The sequence below is a fragment of the Pseudoalteromonas sp. Hal040 genome (genome assembly GCF_037162425.1).
Lineage (GTDB): Bacteria > Pseudomonadota > Gammaproteobacteria > Enterobacterales > Alteromonadaceae > Pseudoalteromonas > Pseudoalteromonas gelatinilytica.
This window is the reverse complement of sequence record NZ_JARLUU010000001.1, coordinates 2783235-2798005: the sequence shown is the minus strand read 5'-3', so window position 1 is coordinate 2798005 and position 14771 is coordinate 2783235. Positions and strand designations below refer to the sequence as shown.

Here is a 14771-nt window from a genome sequence, read left to right as displayed (position 1 = left end):
ATTAGAAGAGCCGTGCTTTGCACGGCTTTTTTATGGTTTTAATACTCTAAATTAGAAATGGCGTTCATCTTGCTAAATACTTTGTTGAGCAATTAATTCAACAAGGTACAAAAATGTTAAAAATTCCGACAGTAAGTGAAGCTGAAAAGCTGATAGAAGAAAAACTCGGTGGCTGGGTTGATATCATCATAAGCCATATTCCTAACTTTATTGTCGCAGTAATTATCACTATCGTGTTTTCACTGCTGGCGCGCCTTGTCGGTTCAATGCTTAGAAAGCTATTACGCCGCTCGTTAGAATCTTCGCAAATAGCAGACTTAATGTCATCGATAGTAAAAGTCATCGTACTATGCGTAGGCTTATTTGTAGCCCTTGATTTCTTGGGTCTCAGAGGCACTGTCACCTCATTACTTGCTGGTGCTGGCATCGTAGGTCTTGCAATTGGTTTTGCCTTTCAGGACATGACAGAGAACCTTATAGCGGGTATTGCTATGGGTATTCGCAAACCATTTAAAACGGGTGATGTAATTCGCACCGAGAGCGTGTTTGGTACTGTACGAGCGATTAATCTTAGAAACACCCTCATTGAGAACTTTTATGGGCAACTTATCTTAGTGCCTAACAAGATTCTATTTAGAAATATACTCAGTAACTACAGTACCTTAGGTGTGCGTCGTATCGAAGTGCCTGTGGGTATTTCGTATGCTGACGATCCAGAACAAGCCGCAGAAGTAATTGTTAAAAAAATCAATGAGTTTGATTTTGTGATTAAACAAGAAGAAACCGCCGTTTACGCCGAAAGCTTTGGTGATAGCAGCGTTAACCTACTAGTTTGGTTTTGGATTAAATACCCCGGCGAAGCGGATTTCATGACCGTTCGTCACAAGGCTGTTGTGGCAGTTAGAAACGCCCTAAGCGAAGCTGATATGACTATCCCATTCCCAATTCGCACGTTAGATTTTGGTATCAAAGGCGGCGAGAAATTAAATGCCATGATAAGCGAAAAACAGCAAGATAAAGACGCTGAGGCACCACAAACCGATGAGTAAAATTTACTGACTCATCGGCGAGATTTACACAGGGAAGTGTGTTTGAGGAGGGGGAAGTTAAGTAAAAGGTATAGTTGATTACTAGCACCAATAAGCTAAGCTTGATTGTAGTAGTACAAAGTAGGATTATATCTGTTTAAGATGAGTAAATTATGGCGATGGTAAAAAAAGTATCACTGTGACTGCCCAACAAGAAAAATGGATGCAAGCACAGCTCGCTTCAGGTAATTATGCGAGTGACAGTGAGTTACTTCGAGATTTGATTAGAAAAGAGCAAATGCGAGCTTCTGAAATTGAAGCTATTCGTATGAAATTGATTGAAGCAGAGAAAAGTGGACTTTCAGATAAATCACCAAGTCAAATGTTAGCTAGTTTCAAGGAAGAAGCGAGTAAGGATGGGAAGTTATAAACTTAATATTCAAGCCGAAGCTGATTTGAAGCGAATTTGGTTTCGTGGTTTAGAGCAATATGGTGAAAATCAGGCTGATGCTTATTTTTATAAGTTTTTTGATCGTTTTGAGCAATTGGCAAAGCAACCTTATTTAGCACCTGCAGTAGATGAAATTAGGCAAGGTTATCGACGAGCTGTTTGTGGTGTTGATAGCATTTATTATCGCATTCAAGGTGGTAATATAGAAATTATGAGAGTATTAGGCAGGCAAGACATTCAAGCCAATCTTTGAATTGGCAATGTATAATCAATTTAACTGACCCTGTAACAGATTCTATGACTGCTAAATTATTTGTTGTGGCTTTATCAAATCTATCCAGATCGAAGGAGTAGTTTTGGGATATGAAGTATTTTTCAATTTTTTTGATTTTAATTTCGCTTGTCGGCTGTAAGTCCACACAAAGCACTATCGAATATACTGACCCTGGGTTTTATCTTGAACCCGTTTTAAAACTAAAAGTTGTTCCAACTTTCTCAAACCCTGTAATATATGAGGTTACAAGTGTAAGACCTTATCAGCTATTAACTACAGTTTATGAAGGGTCTGGTGGCTATAATTGGAAAGGCATTAAGTTAGAGAAGAGTGTTGAGTTAACTGAAGGTGAGTATTCAAGCTTATTGTTAATGCTTGAAAAAGCATTGGAATTTCCAAAAGATAAAACGCGAGGTGTGGATGGAGACACTTGGATGCTGGAAAGCTCATTGTATCAATATACCGCTGTAGCTTTTTGGGAGCCTGAAGTTCAAACCGGTGAGCGAGGACTTGGTAGTTTTGTAAAGTTAAAAGAGTTTCTTGCGCATCTAAGTAGTAAAAATTAAGTGAAATACTAATAGTTACATGTTTAATATAGTTAAAGTGTAGTGGCCTTTCTTAGACATAGCTTTTCGCGCGAAATAAATTTTACGCCTACATTAAAGTATTGCACCCTAAAAACAGGTATGCACAATCGGCTTATAGCTTATAGCTTATAGCTTATAGCTTATAGCTTATAGCTTATAGCTTATAGCTTATAGCTTATAGCTGACAGCTTGAGGCTTACAGCTATATTAAAGTTTTGTCCTACAAAAAAAGCGCAAGCAGTTTAACTGTTTGCGCTTTTTATTAATTTGTTATGCCAACGATTAGTGAAGGATACGGGCTCTGATTGTACCTTCAACAGCACTTAGTTCTTTAAGTGCCACTTCTGAGTGATCTGTATCGACATCAATAACTACGTAACCAATCGCTTCGTCAGTTTGTAAGTATTGAGCTGCGATGTTGATACCGTGCTGTGCAAACGCTTGGTTAATTTGCGTTAGGATACCCGGGCGGTTGTGGTGTACGTGTAATAAACGGCTACGATTTGCAAGCTCAGGTAGTGATACTTCAGGGAAGTTAACCGCAGTAATGGTTGAACCATTATCTGAGTACTTAGCAAGTTTACCCGCTACTTCAATACCTATATTTTCTTGTGCTTCTTGAGTTGAACCACCAATGTGTGGCGTCAAAATCACGTTATCAAAACCACGTAGAGGAGAAACAAATTCTTCATCATTAGATTTTGGCTCTACAGGGAATACGTCAATTGCAGCGCCGCTCAGCTTTTTCTCACGGAGTGATTCAGCTAGTGCATCGATATCAACAACGGTACCACGAGACGCGTTAATTAAAATAGCGCCTTGCTTCATTACTTCAAGCTCAGCCATACCGATTAGGTTTTTCGTTTGCGGCGTTTCAGGAACGTGTAAGCTAATCACATCAGCACGTTGTAATAACTGAGTTAGGTTATGAACTTGCGTTGCATTACCTAGTGTTAGCTTGTCTTCAATATCGTAAAACTCTACGTTCATACCGATATTTTCAGCCATGATACCTAGCTGTGTACCAATGTGGCCGTAACCAATAATACCGAGTGTTTTACCACGGGCTTCGAATGAACCATTGGCTGATTTTAACCAACCACCGCGGTGTGCTAGGGCATTACGCTCTGGAATACCACGAAGCAGTAATAAGATTTCACCAAGTACTAATTCTGCAACAGAGCGGGTGTTTGAGAATGGCGCGTTAAATACCGCAATACCACGTTCACGGGCACCTTGTAGGTCGACTTGGTTAGTACCGATACAGAAGCAGCCGATTGCGACTAGCTTTTCAGCTGCTTCTAATACCGCTTCATTAATATGAGTGCGAGAACGAAGGCCTACAAAGTGCACATCTTTAATGCGCTCAATGAGCTCGTCTTCAGGTAAGGATGTTTTTACGTAATCAATATTGCTGTAGCCATTACGCTTAAGCGTTTCTACAGCACTTTGGTGCACGCCTTCCAGCAAGAGAATTTTAATTTTGTCTTTTGCTAACGATACCTTACTCATATCCTCATTCCTATTTACTTTATTTGCGGCCCATTTTTGGTGCCGATAATGACTTTATCTGCACCGCGATGGGCAAATAAGCCGTTTGTTACTACACCAACAATCTGGTTGATTGTTAGCTCTAATTCTTTGGCATTGCTGATATCTAAATTATGTACGTCTAAGATGACGTTACCGTTATCTGTTACAACACCCTCGCGGTAAACAGGGTCACCGCCAAGTTTTACAAGTTCACGCGCTACATAGCTGCGTGCCATTGGGATCACTTCAACAGGAAGTGGAAATGCGCCTAATGTTGTAACTTCTTTTGATTCATCAACAATACATACAAATTGCTTTGCTACTGCAGAAACGATTTTTTCACGAGTTAGCGCGACGCCACCGCCTTTGATCATTTCATTGTGTGGGTTGATTTCATCTGCGCCATCAACATACACATCAAGGCTTGATACTTCGTTTAGCTCAAACACTTCAATACCCAGTGCTTTTAACTTTTCTGTCGAAGCTTCAGAGCTTGAAACCGCACCAATAATGGTGTCTTTTACAGTACCCAGTGCATCAATAAAATGATTTACTGTAGAGCCTGTGCCTACACCAACAATGGTATTTTTGTTTACAAACTCGAGAGCTGCCCAGGCAGCGGCTTTTTTTAATTCATCTTGCGTCATAATTATGTGCTCAGTTAGCTGTCAGAGAAGGCCTATAGTATACAAACAGTTTGCTTACCATTGGTAGATTTTCTCTGGGGTTATAATGTGTTTTAACGGTACATCCCATGATTCAATCGGCAACGCCGGCACATGCTGACATTGATGGGCAAGGCCAATCAAAATTGGTTTTTGCCAGTTCTCTTGGTAATACCGAGCCAACGTTTTGTCATAAAACCCACCGCCCATTCCTAAACGGTTACCTTGATCATCAAATGCCACTAACGGCATAAGTAAAATATCAAGCTTGTCTAAAGGACATATTTGACTGCAATTTAACTTGGGCTCCAAGATACCATAGCGATTTGCAGTCATGGGTGAATTTTCTTCATACCTCTGAAAGTATAAAGTTGTGCCATTGAAGGGGTGGATGATAGGCAGATATAAATGCTGCTCTTGTATCCATAATTCTTTAATTAACAAAGAAGTGTCTAATTCGCCATCATTGCTGAAATAAATGCCAATATGGGCGTTTTTAGGTGTTTTTAGCGATTTTAAGTGTTGAGTAAAATTCATTTTCAGCGCAATTGCGGCATTTTTTTGTTGTTCAACAGTCAGTGAATTGCGCTTTTTTCGAATAGATTGTCTGATTTCTGCTCGTGTGTTGCTCATGTCAATATTAGTGTTAACTTTCTAAAAAGGAGAAAAGTTCAGGAAAAAGCTCCACAACACCCAAAATAATCAATAACACAATGACCATTGCAATAAGCGAATAGAGTAGGGTATTTGAGCGTTTTTTTACAGGCTCTGTTAATTCGTCTTCAAGTAGCAAGTCATCTTCTTGCCAGCTATCGTCGCTATCAGCAACGCTGTTATTCTCAAGCTCAGGTAAACGTTGCTCTAAGTCATCTAGCTTTTCTTCTAGGCGAATAAGGCTACTGGTAATGTAATCGAGGGCATCAAAAATACGTTCTTCACGCTCTTTGGTCTGTGCATCTGTATTGCCTGATTGGTTACTGGTGGCTGCTTGATTAATTGGTTGGAGCTTGGCTTTAATACCTACACTGGCTAATAACTTAGCTTGCTTTAACGCTTTGTCTTGCTCGCTTGGCGCAAATAATGGCTTATGCTCAAACAGGGCAGCGACTTTGTCAGTGGTTGTTTTTAGTTTTGCGGCTAGTTGCTCTGTTGCTTGTGCTTGCTCAACACCGGCCTCAAGCCCTGCAAACATTACACGAAATTTTTCTGCCATTAGCTGATTATCCAAATCCTTAAATCAATGACTTGAGTATATACCCAAAAAGATTAGCGGAAAAACAAAAGCCCGTATAAAACGGGCTTTTTCTATTTTGGTTTGCAAATACGCTGGTTAGTATTTAGCAGCTTTGCCTTCGGCTGGGAGTGATTTAAGGATAAAATCACGTAAGTCATTGTTTGATGACTCAAGATCTGCATGACGTAAATACATCATGTGGCCACTGCGATAGCCTTTAAAGCTTAAGCGGTCTTTCATTTTGCCACTTGGGTCTAACTGCCACATTGTGTATTTAGCATCAAAGTAGTTTGTTGCACCGTCGTAGTAACCAGACTGGATCATCACGTTCAAGTATGGGTTTTGTGCCATCGCTAAACGTAAGTTTTCACCAGTATTGTTGCCTGTGCGATCCCAAGGGTGCACATTTCCGAACAGGTTATATTTGATATCTGTTTTGTAATTAAGCTCTTCACGAAGGTAATAATTAATCGCTGGCGTGAATGAGTGTAACCATGACGTAAGCTCAGCCCAGTAATCAGGAGACTCACCTGCATCACGTTTGTCGATACCTAGATAACGAGAATCTAATCGACCAACCGTTTGACCACGCTCACGTAATAGTTCTTTCCAGAAGAAGTTTGTTGGAATATCTAAGTTGTTTTGCTCAACAAACTTTTCAGATAAACCCGCGTATTTAGCTGCTTGCTTAATGATGGCTTGTTTTTCATCTGCAGGTAAGAAACCACCTTTAGCAATCGCTGGTAAGAACTTATTCACTGTGAATTGTTCAACTTCAGGAAGTAACTCGTCTAAGTCTTTTGCTTGTAAATCTGCGCTAAGTGCTTTGTGGTACCAAGCCGTTGCCGCAAAGTAAGGTAAGCGGTTTGCAGCTTCTACAGGGCCCTCACGTTTAATACCAATTTCAGTTGGTGATACTAAAATAACGCCATTGATATACATCCACTGACGGTTTTGTAATTCGTGAGCAAGACCCGAAACACGAGTCGTACCATAGCTCTCACCAATTAAGAACTTAGGTGAGCGCCAGCGCTCGTTGCGCGAAACAAAGGTATTTAGCCACTCTGCTAAGTATTTGATGTCGGCGTTAACACCAAAGAACATTTTTTGCTGATCGGATTTACTTGGTAGTTTACCCTTCTCGTTTTCAAGAACACGCGAGTAACCAGTATTAACAGGGTTGATATAAACGATATCAGCCACATCTAAAATTGAATAAGGGTTATCTTTTACACCATAAGGTTGAACTGGGTAGCCTTCGTCATCAATTTTTAATACACGTGGTCCAGTATAAGCAAGGTGCATCCACACAGAGGCAGAGCCAGGGCCGCCGTTGAACGAGAATACAAGAGGACGTTTTGTTCTGTCGTCTACTTTATCGCGAGTATAATAAGTATATTGCAGCGTTGCGACAGCATTGCCTTGCTCGTCCCATACTGGTTGAGTGCCAGTGGTTGCAGTGTATGAAAAGCGTTCACCATTAATGCGGGCTTTGTGCTCAGTAACCACTTTACTGTCTACGTCGATGCGACGTTCATTATCAGCAAAGCTTGGTGTGCTGAAGGTCAGAGTTAGTGCTGTCACTGACAAACCAATAAAACTAACTAGTTTCATGTTGATTCCTTATTATTCGAATTGCAGCTATTAAAAAGTAAAGCCAACTCGATGACAAACTAATGAGACTAGTGACCAATATTAGCCGTTAAACAGAAAAATAGCCGAAAATGCTGAGCGGATTACAAAAAAGTGTATTTTTTTAGCAAAGATATTTTGCTTAATTATTTAGCTAGATTAAAAAATGACGTATATTTAGCGTGTTTATAATCTGTGTACACGTGCTTAAGAAAGAGAAGTTGCAATGCAAAGAGTATTAGTAGTTGAAGACAGTAAAGTAGTACAGCAAGTGTTACGTCACCTCGCTGCTCACTATTTAGATGTGGCTGTCGACTTTGCGTGGTCTTTAAAAGAGGGCGTCTCTTTAATATCAGAGCACGATTACACCTTGGCTTTAGTCGATTTAACGCTACCTGATGCGATGAACGGCGAAGTAGCTAAATACACCTTATCAAAAAACATCCCGACCGTTGTCCTAACATCAAAGATTGATGAATACATTCGCCAGCAAATGTTAGAGCTGGGTGTGGTTGATTATGTGGTTAAAGATAACCGCGACTCATACCATTATGCGATCAAGCTTGTTGCACAATTACTTAGAAACGATGGTAGCAAAGCGCTGGTGGCGGATGACTCAGTACTAAGCCGCACTTTAATGAAGCAAATGCTCGAAAAGCAATTATTTGATGTGCGTGATGCCCAAGATGGTGAGCAAGCACTCCAAATACTTAAAGACGATCCTGAAATCAAGCTATTACTTACTGACTATGCCATGCCAACGATGGATGGTTTTGAGCTCGTTAAAGCGGTACGTAATTTCCGCGGCCGTGATGACTTAGCAATTATCGGCTTATCAGGTGCTGGTAAGCATGGGTTATCGGCGCGCTTTATTAAATACGGCGCAAATGACTTTTTAACTAAGCCGTTTATGAATGAAGAGTTTCATTGCCGCGTTATGCAAACCATGGAGCAGCTTGCTTTAATAGCCGATATAAAAGAAAGCGCATACCGCGACCATTTAACAGGCTTGCATAATCGTCGCTATTTTTATCAATACGCTGAAAAACTGCTTAAAAATGTTGACCAAGAAAACGTACTGGCCTTGCTTGATATCGACTTCTTTAAAAATGTGAACGACCAGTTTGGTCACGAAGCCGGTGATCAGGCACTAAAACAAGTGTCTTCATTTTTAAAGACTAAATTTGATGACTTCACCATAGCGAGAATTGGCGGCGAAGAATTTGCTGTGGTACTGCATAATATGGATTTAGCTAAGGCCGAAGCAAGGCTCAATACCTTCAGAGAGCAGTTAGCGAGTCATGCCTTTTCAATTAATGGTGAGCCTTACTCATTAACCATGAGTATTGGTATGACCCAATTCCAAAAAGTATCGCTTACAGCCGCAATGCGCGTTGCTGATAAGGCGCTATACCAAGCTAAACAGCAAGATCGGAACTGCTTAGTGAAGCTATAGTTGTGCTAATTGCACCAGCGCTGGTTAATTGTTAAAAAAATGCACCATTAGGGTGCATTTTTTTGTGCAAAAACCAATTTTGTTTTTTAAGTTGTTGAAAATAAATACTAAAAAATAGTGGCACAAAGGTTGGATTGTATAAGCCAACAGGATAACAATAAGCGTCCGAAGGGGGCCACTATGAAAATGATTAGTGCAATAATAAAGCCATTCAAACTTGATGATGTACGTGAAGCATTGGCTGATTTAGGCATTGAGGGGATGACAGTTGTCGACGTTAAAGGCTTTGGCCGTCAACGTGGTCATACTGAGCTATATCGTGGAGCTGAATACCAAGTCGATTTTATTCCAAAGATCAAACTTGAAATTGCAACTCGTAGCGAAAATTGTCAACGCGTTGTTGAAACCATCACAAAAATTGCTTCAACAGGCAAAATTGGTGACGGCAAAATTTTTGTTTACGACCTAGACCAAATCGTTCGTATCCGTACTGGCGAACTTGATGAAGAAGCAATTTAAGGGGGAATTATGGAAAACACTATCGTAGAGTTGAAGTTCTCACTCGACACATTTTACTTTTTGATGTCGGGTGTTTTAGTAATGTGGATGGCGGCTGGTTTCGCTATGCTTGAAGCAGGTTTAGTTCGTGCAAAAAATACAACAGAAATTCTAACTAAAAACGTTGCACTATTTTCTATCGCCTGCACTATGTTTTTATTAGTGGGTTACAACATCATGTATGTTGATAACGCAGAAGGTGGTTTTATCCCTTCATTTGGTGCATTAATTGGCACTCAAGCTGCTGATGCAAATCACTCGTTAGAGTCTGATTTCTTCTTCCAAGTTGTGTTCGTAGCTACAGCTATGTCAATCGTATCTGGTGCGGTTGCTGAGCGTATGAAACTATGGGCATTCTTAGTATTTACCGTTATCTTAACTGGTTTTATCTACCCAATCGAAGGCTACTGGACATGGGGCGCAGGCTTCCTTTCAGCAATGGGCTTTGTTGACTTCGCAGGTTCAGCCATCGTTCACGGCGCAGGTGCTGCAGCAGCGCTAGCGGGCGTACTATTCTTAGGTGCTCGTAAAGGTAAATACGGCAAAAACGGTGAAATTTACCCAATTCCAGGTTCTAACTTACCGTTAGCAACACTAGGTACATTAATCCTTTGGATGGGTTGGTTTGGTTTCAATGGTGGTTCTCAACTATTAATTTCTGACGCTGAAAACGCAACAGCAGTAGGTAAAATCTTCGTAAACACTAACGCAGCAGCAGCGTGTGGCGCAATTGCAGCACTGTTTGTATGTAAAGTGTTATGGGGTAAGGCTGACTTAACTATGGTTCTTAATGGTGCATTAGCAGGTCTGGTAACAATTACAGCTGAGCCAGCATCACCAACACCATTACTTGCTTGTTTACTTGGTTTATTAGGTGGTTCTCTGGTTGTGTTTAGCATCGTTGCTCTTGATAAAGCAAAAATCGATGACCCAGTTGGTGCTATCTCTGTACACGGTGTATGTGGTGCATTAGGTATCATGTTAGTGCCACTTTCAAACTCAGATGCAACCTTCGTTAATCAATTAATTGGCTTAGTATGTATCTTAGGATTTGTGTTCATCGCGTCATCAATCGTGTGGGCAATCCTGAAAAATACCATGGGTATCCGTGTTACCGAAGAAGAAGAACTAAACGGTATGGATCAACATGACTGTGGTATTGATGCTTACCCAGAGTTTGTATCAGTTCGCAGTAACTAATCTCAGTGCGTGCAATTGCACGCACACAAAAATATCATTGTGTGTTCAAATCAAAGCTCTACTTAGGTAGGGCTTTTTTGCATTTAAATAAGCCTTTTCTGATAGGCGAAATAGCCATTTGTTGACTATGCTTTATGTTCCAAACTAACAAGGAAAAACGATGGATAACAAACTCTTGCTTATAATAATTTCGCTGTTTTTACCGCCTGTTGCGGTATTTTTAAAAGCGGGTGCGGGTAAAGACTTAGTGATTAACATTATTCTATGCTTTGTCTTCTTTATACCTGCTGTGATCCACTCACTTTGGTTGTGTACACGCTAAACGAGTTTAAGTGACTGTTAATTTTACAGGTGTTAACATTACACTATTCACGGTGTAATCCTGTAAAATTAACTGACCTATAGCGAACTCAATGGCTGATAAAAAAACTCCTGCAAAAAAGTCGTCTAGTAAACCGAAGGCGTCGTCAAAAAAAACTACCGCTAAACGTTCAAGCTCATCGCAAGCACCAGCGAAAGCGGGTGTGCTACGAAAACTTTGGTCAATTTTTTGGAAATTAACGTTGGCAGTCATTATTGCCATGGTGCTGTATCTTATTTATTTGGATGCAAAAATTACTCGTCAATTTGAAGGCAACAAATGGCAGTTACCCGCACAAGTATATGCCCGTGCAATGAGCTTTTATCCTGGGCAGTATTTGTCTCAGCAAGAGGTTATTTGGGAGCTAAACCGTTTAAATTACTCATCTGTAAATAAGCTAAGCCGTACAGGTCAGTATGTTAAATCAGCTAACAGCATTAAAGTGTACCGTCGTGAATTTGAGTTTTATGACGGCCTTGAAGATGCACACGTTATTGAGCTGCGTTTTTCAGGGCAGAAATTAGCAACCATCAAAGATAAATTTGGCCGTCGTTTAAATAATGCTCGATTAGAGCCAGTTCAAATTGCCCGCATTGGTAATGACTCAAAGCAAGACCGCGAGTTTGTGCCGCTAGATAAATTTCCGCCGATGCTAAAGGACACTTTACTGGTGGTTGAAGATCGTAATTTCTATCAACACCATGGTGTATCTGTGTGGTCAATTATGCGTGCTTTATACAGTAATATTAAAGCCGGACGTACAGTGCAAGGGGGCAGTACTTTAACCCAGCAATTAGCAAAGAATATATACCTTACCCGTGAACGTTCACTGGTGCGTAAGTTTAATGAAGCGCTTATCGCCTTGATATTAGATTACCGCTACAGCAAAGATGAAATTTTAGAAGCCTATCTGAATGAAGTGTATTTGGGTCAGTCTTACAACCAAGGTGTTCACGGTATGGGGCTTGCCGCTGAGTTTTATTTTTCAAAGCCTGTAGATGAACTGGAATACGACCAAATCGCGCTATTAGTCGCTATGGTAAAAGGGCCATCGTACTATAATCCGCGTCGTTATAGTGAACGTGCAATGGAACGCCGTGATCTAGTACTACGCTTAATGGTTGAAAACAAGCTAATTGATACCCGTGAATATCGCGCGGCATTAAAGCGACCAATTGATATTGCACCAATGAAAGACAGTCTGCAAAAGTCGTATCCGGGTTACTTAGAATTAGTTAATCGAGAATTAAAGCGCCTGCTACCTGATCAGCAAGTGTTAGATGCAGGGGTGCGTGTATTCACCTATTTTGACTTACAAAAGCAAACGGCCATGGAAGAGTCGGTTGAAGCAAGCCTACCATACCTTGAAAAACGCCCTAATACCGAAGAACTTGAGGCGGCGATGATCTCTGTTAATGTTGAAAAGGGTGGGGTATCGGCGTTAGTTGCAGGCCGTGACGTGCGTTATTTTGGTTTCAACCGTGTGCTTGATACCAAACGTAATATTGGCTCACTCGTTAAGCCAGCAGTTTATTTAACGGCATTTGAAAGTGGTCAGTTTAATGTTGCCACATTGGTAGATGACTCACCGCTGCAAGTGACTAATGAGCAGGGTAAAGTGTGGCAACCTGAGAACTTCGACAAGCAGTTCCGCGGCCCTATGCCTCTTTATAAAGCATTTAGTAATAGTATTAATATTCCAGCCGTTAACACGGGCCTAGATGTCGGTGTAGATAAAGTCGCTGATACTTTGAAGCGTTTAGGTGTAGAAGGGCGTATTGATCAGTACCCGTCGTTACTTTTAGGTGCACTTGAGCTTTCTAGTTTTGAAGTAGCGCAGCTTTATACAACGCTTGCTGCTGATGGTCAGTACCGTGAATTAACGTCTATCTCAGCCCTTACAGACTCAGTAGGTAAAGTGCTTTATAAGCATGATGTCAGCTCACAAAAACGCTTTGATGATGCATCAATTTACATGACTAAGTATGCAATGAAGCGCGTGACTAAAGATGGCACGGCTAAACGCCTAAATGCTCATTTCCCATCAATTCAGCTTGCCGGTAAAACAGGCACCAGTAACGAACTACGCGATAGTTGGTTTGCCGGTTTTGACCAAAACACGGTGACTGTTGCATGGATTGGCCGCGACGATAACAAGAGCACAGGTTTAACAGGCAGTGTTGGCGCACTAGAAGCTTACATTCGTTACCTTAAACCACTCAATCCTGAAGCTATAGCAGATACTCGTCCGGCTTCTATTCGTTGGGCATTCATTAATGAAGAAACCGGCCTGCAAGCGCCTCCTGGTTGTGGCAAAGTGGTGCAGCTCCCCATTCGAGCAAGTGAGTTTGAGCCTAGACCAACTTGCGTTAGAGATTAATAACACCAACTCGTATTAATACTTAAATAAACGAATTGGCAAAGAAAAAAGCCCCAGCATTGAAAAATGCTGGGGCTTTTTATTAACTTGCTTAACGCTTATTACAGCTTCGCGAATGCGCGCTCTGCGGCTGCAATGGTGTCGTTGATCTCTTTTTCAGAGTGTTCAGCGCACACAAAGCCTGCTTCAAACGCTGAAGGAGCTAGGTAAACCCCTTCTTCAAGCATTAAGTGGAAGAACTTTTTGAAGCGCTCTAAATCACACTCAGTCGCTTGTTGGTAGCTAGTTACTTTTTCTTTATCAGTAAAGAAGAAGCCGTACATACCACCTGCATAGTTTGTTGTAAGTGCAATGCCTGCTTTTTTCGCTGCGGCTTCAAAGCCTTCACAAATAGCTTTACTTTTAGCTTCTAGTTCATCGTGTAAACCTTCAGCACATAATAGCTCAAGTGACTTTAAGCCTGCTGCCATGGCAATTGGGTTGCCTGATAATGTACCCGCTTGATAAACAGGGCCAACAGGTGCGATGAAATCCATGATTTCTTTCTTACCGCCAAATGCACCCACTGGCATACCGCCACCGATTACTTTACCTAAACACGTTAGGTCTGGTTTGATGTTGTAGTAAGCTTGTGCGCCACCTAAAGCAACACGGAAACCTGTCATTACTTCATCAAAAATAAGCACAGATTTGTATTCATCACACACCTCACGCAGACCTTCTAAGAAGCCTGGTACAGGTGGAATACAGTTCATGTTGCCAGCAACTGGCTCAACGATGATACAAGCGATGTCGTCAGCGTATTTTGCGAAAATTGCTTTTACTTCATCAAGGTTGTTAAACGACACAGTTAAGGTGTGCTTTGCAAAATCTTCAGGAATACCAGGTGAGTTTGGTACACCCATAGTCAGCGCGCCTGAGCCTGCTTTTACAAGTAGTGAGTCAGCATGACCGTGGTAACAGCCTTCAAACTTTAAGATTTTGTCACGACCAGTGAAACCACGTGCTAAGCGAATCGCACTCATTGTAGCTTCAGTACCTGAGCTTACCATACGAACTTTTTCGATTGATGGTACTAGCTCTTTTACTTTTTCGGCCATTAAGATTTCTGTTTCGGTTGGCGCACCATAGCTTAGACCATTTTCAACGGCTTCTAATACCGCTTGTTTAATGGCTGGGTGGTTATGACCCATGATCATTGGTCCCCATGAACCAACGTAATCGATATAACGGTTACCATCAGCATCAAAGGTAAAAGGGCCTTCTGCTTTAGTGATGAATAAAGGAGTACCGCCAACGCCATTGAAGGCACGAACTGGTGAGTTAACACCGCCTGGGATTGATTCTTGCGCGCGATTAAAAAGATCTTGGCTAATTGTCATGAATAGTCCTATTGGGTTGTCACGTTAAAT

At 41.2% G+C, this 14771-nt stretch carries 15 protein-coding genes; 9 read left to right on the top strand and 6 right to left on the bottom strand.

What is annotated here, in order from left to right; genetic code table 11:
* Nucleotides 1-113 precede the first annotated feature (113 nt).
* The 4 genes from P4S60_RS13000 (at nucleotide 114) to P4S60_RS12985 (ending at nucleotide 2319) form a co-directional block, all read left to right on the top strand.
* Complete coding sequence (locus P4S60_RS13000; RefSeq protein ID WP_337116208.1) at nucleotides 114-1049, top strand: mechanosensitive ion channel family protein; 936 nt, start codon at nucleotides 114-116, stop codon at nucleotides 1047-1049.
* A gap of 178 nt (nucleotides 1050-1227) precedes the next feature.
* Nucleotides 1228-1458, top strand: coding sequence for a ribbon-helix-helix domain-containing protein (locus tag P4S60_RS12995; RefSeq protein ID WP_337116207.1), 231 nt, complete (start codon nucleotides 1228-1230; stop codon nucleotides 1456-1458).
* On the top strand, nucleotides 1445-1732 hold the full coding sequence (locus P4S60_RS12990; RefSeq protein WP_138618089.1) for a type II toxin-antitoxin system RelE/ParE family toxin: 288 nt from the start codon (nucleotides 1445-1447) through the stop codon (nucleotides 1730-1732). The genes P4S60_RS12995 and P4S60_RS12990 overlap by 14 nt, the downstream gene beginning before the upstream one ends.
* Nucleotides 1733-1842: 110 nt before the next feature.
* Entirely contained in the window at nucleotides 1843-2319 is a 477-nt protein-coding gene (locus P4S60_RS12985) for a hypothetical protein (RefSeq protein WP_337116206.1), read from the top strand.
* Between the two features lie 303 nt (nucleotides 2320-2622).
* On the opposite strand, the gene serA is transcribed toward P4S60_RS12985, so the two are convergent.
* The 5 genes from serA to P4S60_RS12960 all read right to left on the bottom strand — a co-directional run bounded on the left by serA (nucleotide 2623) and on the right by P4S60_RS12960 (nucleotide 7386).
* Nucleotides 2623-3852 (bottom strand): phosphoglycerate dehydrogenase, encoded by a 1230-nt coding sequence (serA, locus tag P4S60_RS12980; RefSeq protein ID WP_063706246.1) that lies wholly within the window; start codon nucleotides 3850-3852, stop codon nucleotides 2623-2625.
* Between the two features lie 14 nt (nucleotides 3853-3866).
* A complete protein-coding gene (gene rpiA, locus P4S60_RS12975; protein ID WP_337116205.1) occupies nucleotides 3867-4520 on the bottom strand; it encodes a ribose-5-phosphate isomerase RpiA in 654 nt (217 codons plus the stop codon).
* A 54-nt stretch (nucleotides 4521-4574) separates the two neighbouring features.
* Nucleotides 4575-5171, bottom strand: coding sequence for a 5-formyltetrahydrofolate cyclo-ligase (locus tag P4S60_RS12970; protein WP_337116204.1), 597 nt, complete (start codon nucleotides 5169-5171; stop codon nucleotides 4575-4577).
* A gap of 13 nt (nucleotides 5172-5184) precedes the next feature.
* Nucleotides 5185-5751, bottom strand: coding sequence for a hypothetical protein (locus P4S60_RS12965; RefSeq protein WP_337116202.1), 567 nt, complete (start codon nucleotides 5749-5751; stop codon nucleotides 5185-5187).
* Between the two features lie 117 nt (nucleotides 5752-5868).
* Nucleotides 5869-7386 (bottom strand): S10 family peptidase, encoded by a 1518-nt coding sequence (locus P4S60_RS12960; RefSeq protein ID WP_337116201.1) that lies wholly within the window; start codon nucleotides 7384-7386, stop codon nucleotides 5869-5871.
* Between the two features lie 244 nt (nucleotides 7387-7630).
* Between P4S60_RS12960 and P4S60_RS12955 the strand changes: the two genes are divergently transcribed.
* The 5 genes from P4S60_RS12955 to mrcB all read left to right on the top strand — a co-directional run bounded on the left by P4S60_RS12955 (nucleotide 7631) and on the right by mrcB (nucleotide 13359).
* Complete coding sequence (locus tag P4S60_RS12955) at nucleotides 7631-8860, top strand: diguanylate cyclase (protein WP_337116200.1); 1230 nt, start codon at nucleotides 7631-7633, stop codon at nucleotides 8858-8860.
* A gap of 180 nt (nucleotides 8861-9040) precedes the next feature.
* Nucleotides 9041-9379 (top strand): P-II family nitrogen regulator, encoded by a 339-nt coding sequence (locus P4S60_RS12950; RefSeq protein ID WP_054554260.1) that lies wholly within the window; start codon nucleotides 9041-9043, stop codon nucleotides 9377-9379.
* A 9-nt stretch (nucleotides 9380-9388) separates the two neighbouring features.
* Entirely contained in the window at nucleotides 9389-10618 is a 1230-nt protein-coding gene (locus tag P4S60_RS12945; protein ID WP_105181385.1) for an ammonium transporter, read from the top strand.
* Nucleotides 10619-10778: 160 nt separating this feature from the next.
* A complete protein-coding gene (locus P4S60_RS12940) occupies nucleotides 10779-10940 on the top strand; it encodes a YqaE/Pmp3 family membrane protein (RefSeq protein WP_337116199.1) in 162 nt (53 codons plus the stop codon).
* A 91-nt stretch (nucleotides 10941-11031) separates the two neighbouring features.
* Nucleotides 11032-13359 (top strand): penicillin-binding protein 1B, encoded by a 2328-nt coding sequence (gene mrcB / locus P4S60_RS12935; RefSeq protein ID WP_337116198.1) that lies wholly within the window; start codon nucleotides 11032-11034, stop codon nucleotides 13357-13359.
* A 101-nt stretch (nucleotides 13360-13460) separates the two neighbouring features.
* Here the strand turns inward: mrcB and hemL are convergent, their stop codons facing one another.
* Nucleotides 13461-14741 (bottom strand): glutamate-1-semialdehyde 2,1-aminomutase, encoded by a 1281-nt coding sequence (hemL, locus tag P4S60_RS12930; protein ID WP_337116197.1) that lies wholly within the window; start codon nucleotides 14739-14741, stop codon nucleotides 13461-13463.
* Nucleotides 14742-14771: the final 30 nt, after the last annotated feature.

Excerpts from the sequence above, each read along its gene's own strand:
- P4S60_RS13000 (WP_337116208.1), top strand. The coding sequence starts at position 114 with ATGTTAAAAATTCCGACAGTAAGTGAAGCTGAAAAGCTGATAGAAGAA.
- P4S60_RS12990 (WP_138618089.1), top strand. The coding sequence starts at position 1,445 with ATGGGAAGTTATAAACTTAATATTCAAGCCGAAGCTGATTTGAAGCGA.
- P4S60_RS12985 (WP_337116206.1), top strand. The coding sequence starts at position 1,843 with ATGAAGTATTTTTCAATTTTTTTGATTTTAATTTCGCTTGTCGGCTGT.
- serA (WP_063706246.1), bottom strand. The coding sequence starts at position 3,852 with ATGAGTAAGGTATCGTTAGCAAAAGACAAAATTAAAATTCTCTTGCTG.
- rpiA (WP_337116205.1), bottom strand. The coding sequence starts at position 4,520 with ATGACGCAAGATGAATTAAAAAAAGCCGCTGCCTGGGCAGCTCTCGAG.
- P4S60_RS12970 (WP_337116204.1), bottom strand. The coding sequence starts at position 5,171 with ATGAGCAACACACGAGCAGAAATCAGACAATCTATTCGAAAAAAGCGC.
- P4S60_RS12965 (WP_337116202.1), bottom strand. The coding sequence starts at position 5,751 with ATGGCAGAAAAATTTCGTGTAATGTTTGCAGGGCTTGAGGCCGGTGTT.
- P4S60_RS12960 (WP_337116201.1), bottom strand. The coding sequence starts at position 7,386 with ATGAAACTAGTTAGTTTTATTGGTTTGTCAGTGACAGCACTAACTCTG.
- P4S60_RS12955 (WP_337116200.1), top strand. The coding sequence starts at position 7,631 with ATGCAAAGAGTATTAGTAGTTGAAGACAGTAAAGTAGTACAGCAAGTG.
- P4S60_RS12950 (WP_054554260.1), top strand. The coding sequence starts at position 9,041 with ATGAAAATGATTAGTGCAATAATAAAGCCATTCAAACTTGATGATGTA.
- P4S60_RS12945 (WP_105181385.1), top strand. The coding sequence starts at position 9,389 with ATGGAAAACACTATCGTAGAGTTGAAGTTCTCACTCGACACATTTTAC.
- P4S60_RS12940 (WP_337116199.1), top strand. The coding sequence starts at position 10,779 with ATGGATAACAAACTCTTGCTTATAATAATTTCGCTGTTTTTACCGCCT.
- mrcB (WP_337116198.1), top strand. The coding sequence starts at position 11,032 with ATGGCTGATAAAAAAACTCCTGCAAAAAAGTCGTCTAGTAAACCGAAG.
- hemL (WP_337116197.1), bottom strand. The coding sequence starts at position 14,741 with ATGACAATTAGCCAAGATCTTTTTAATCGCGCGCAAGAATCAATCCCA.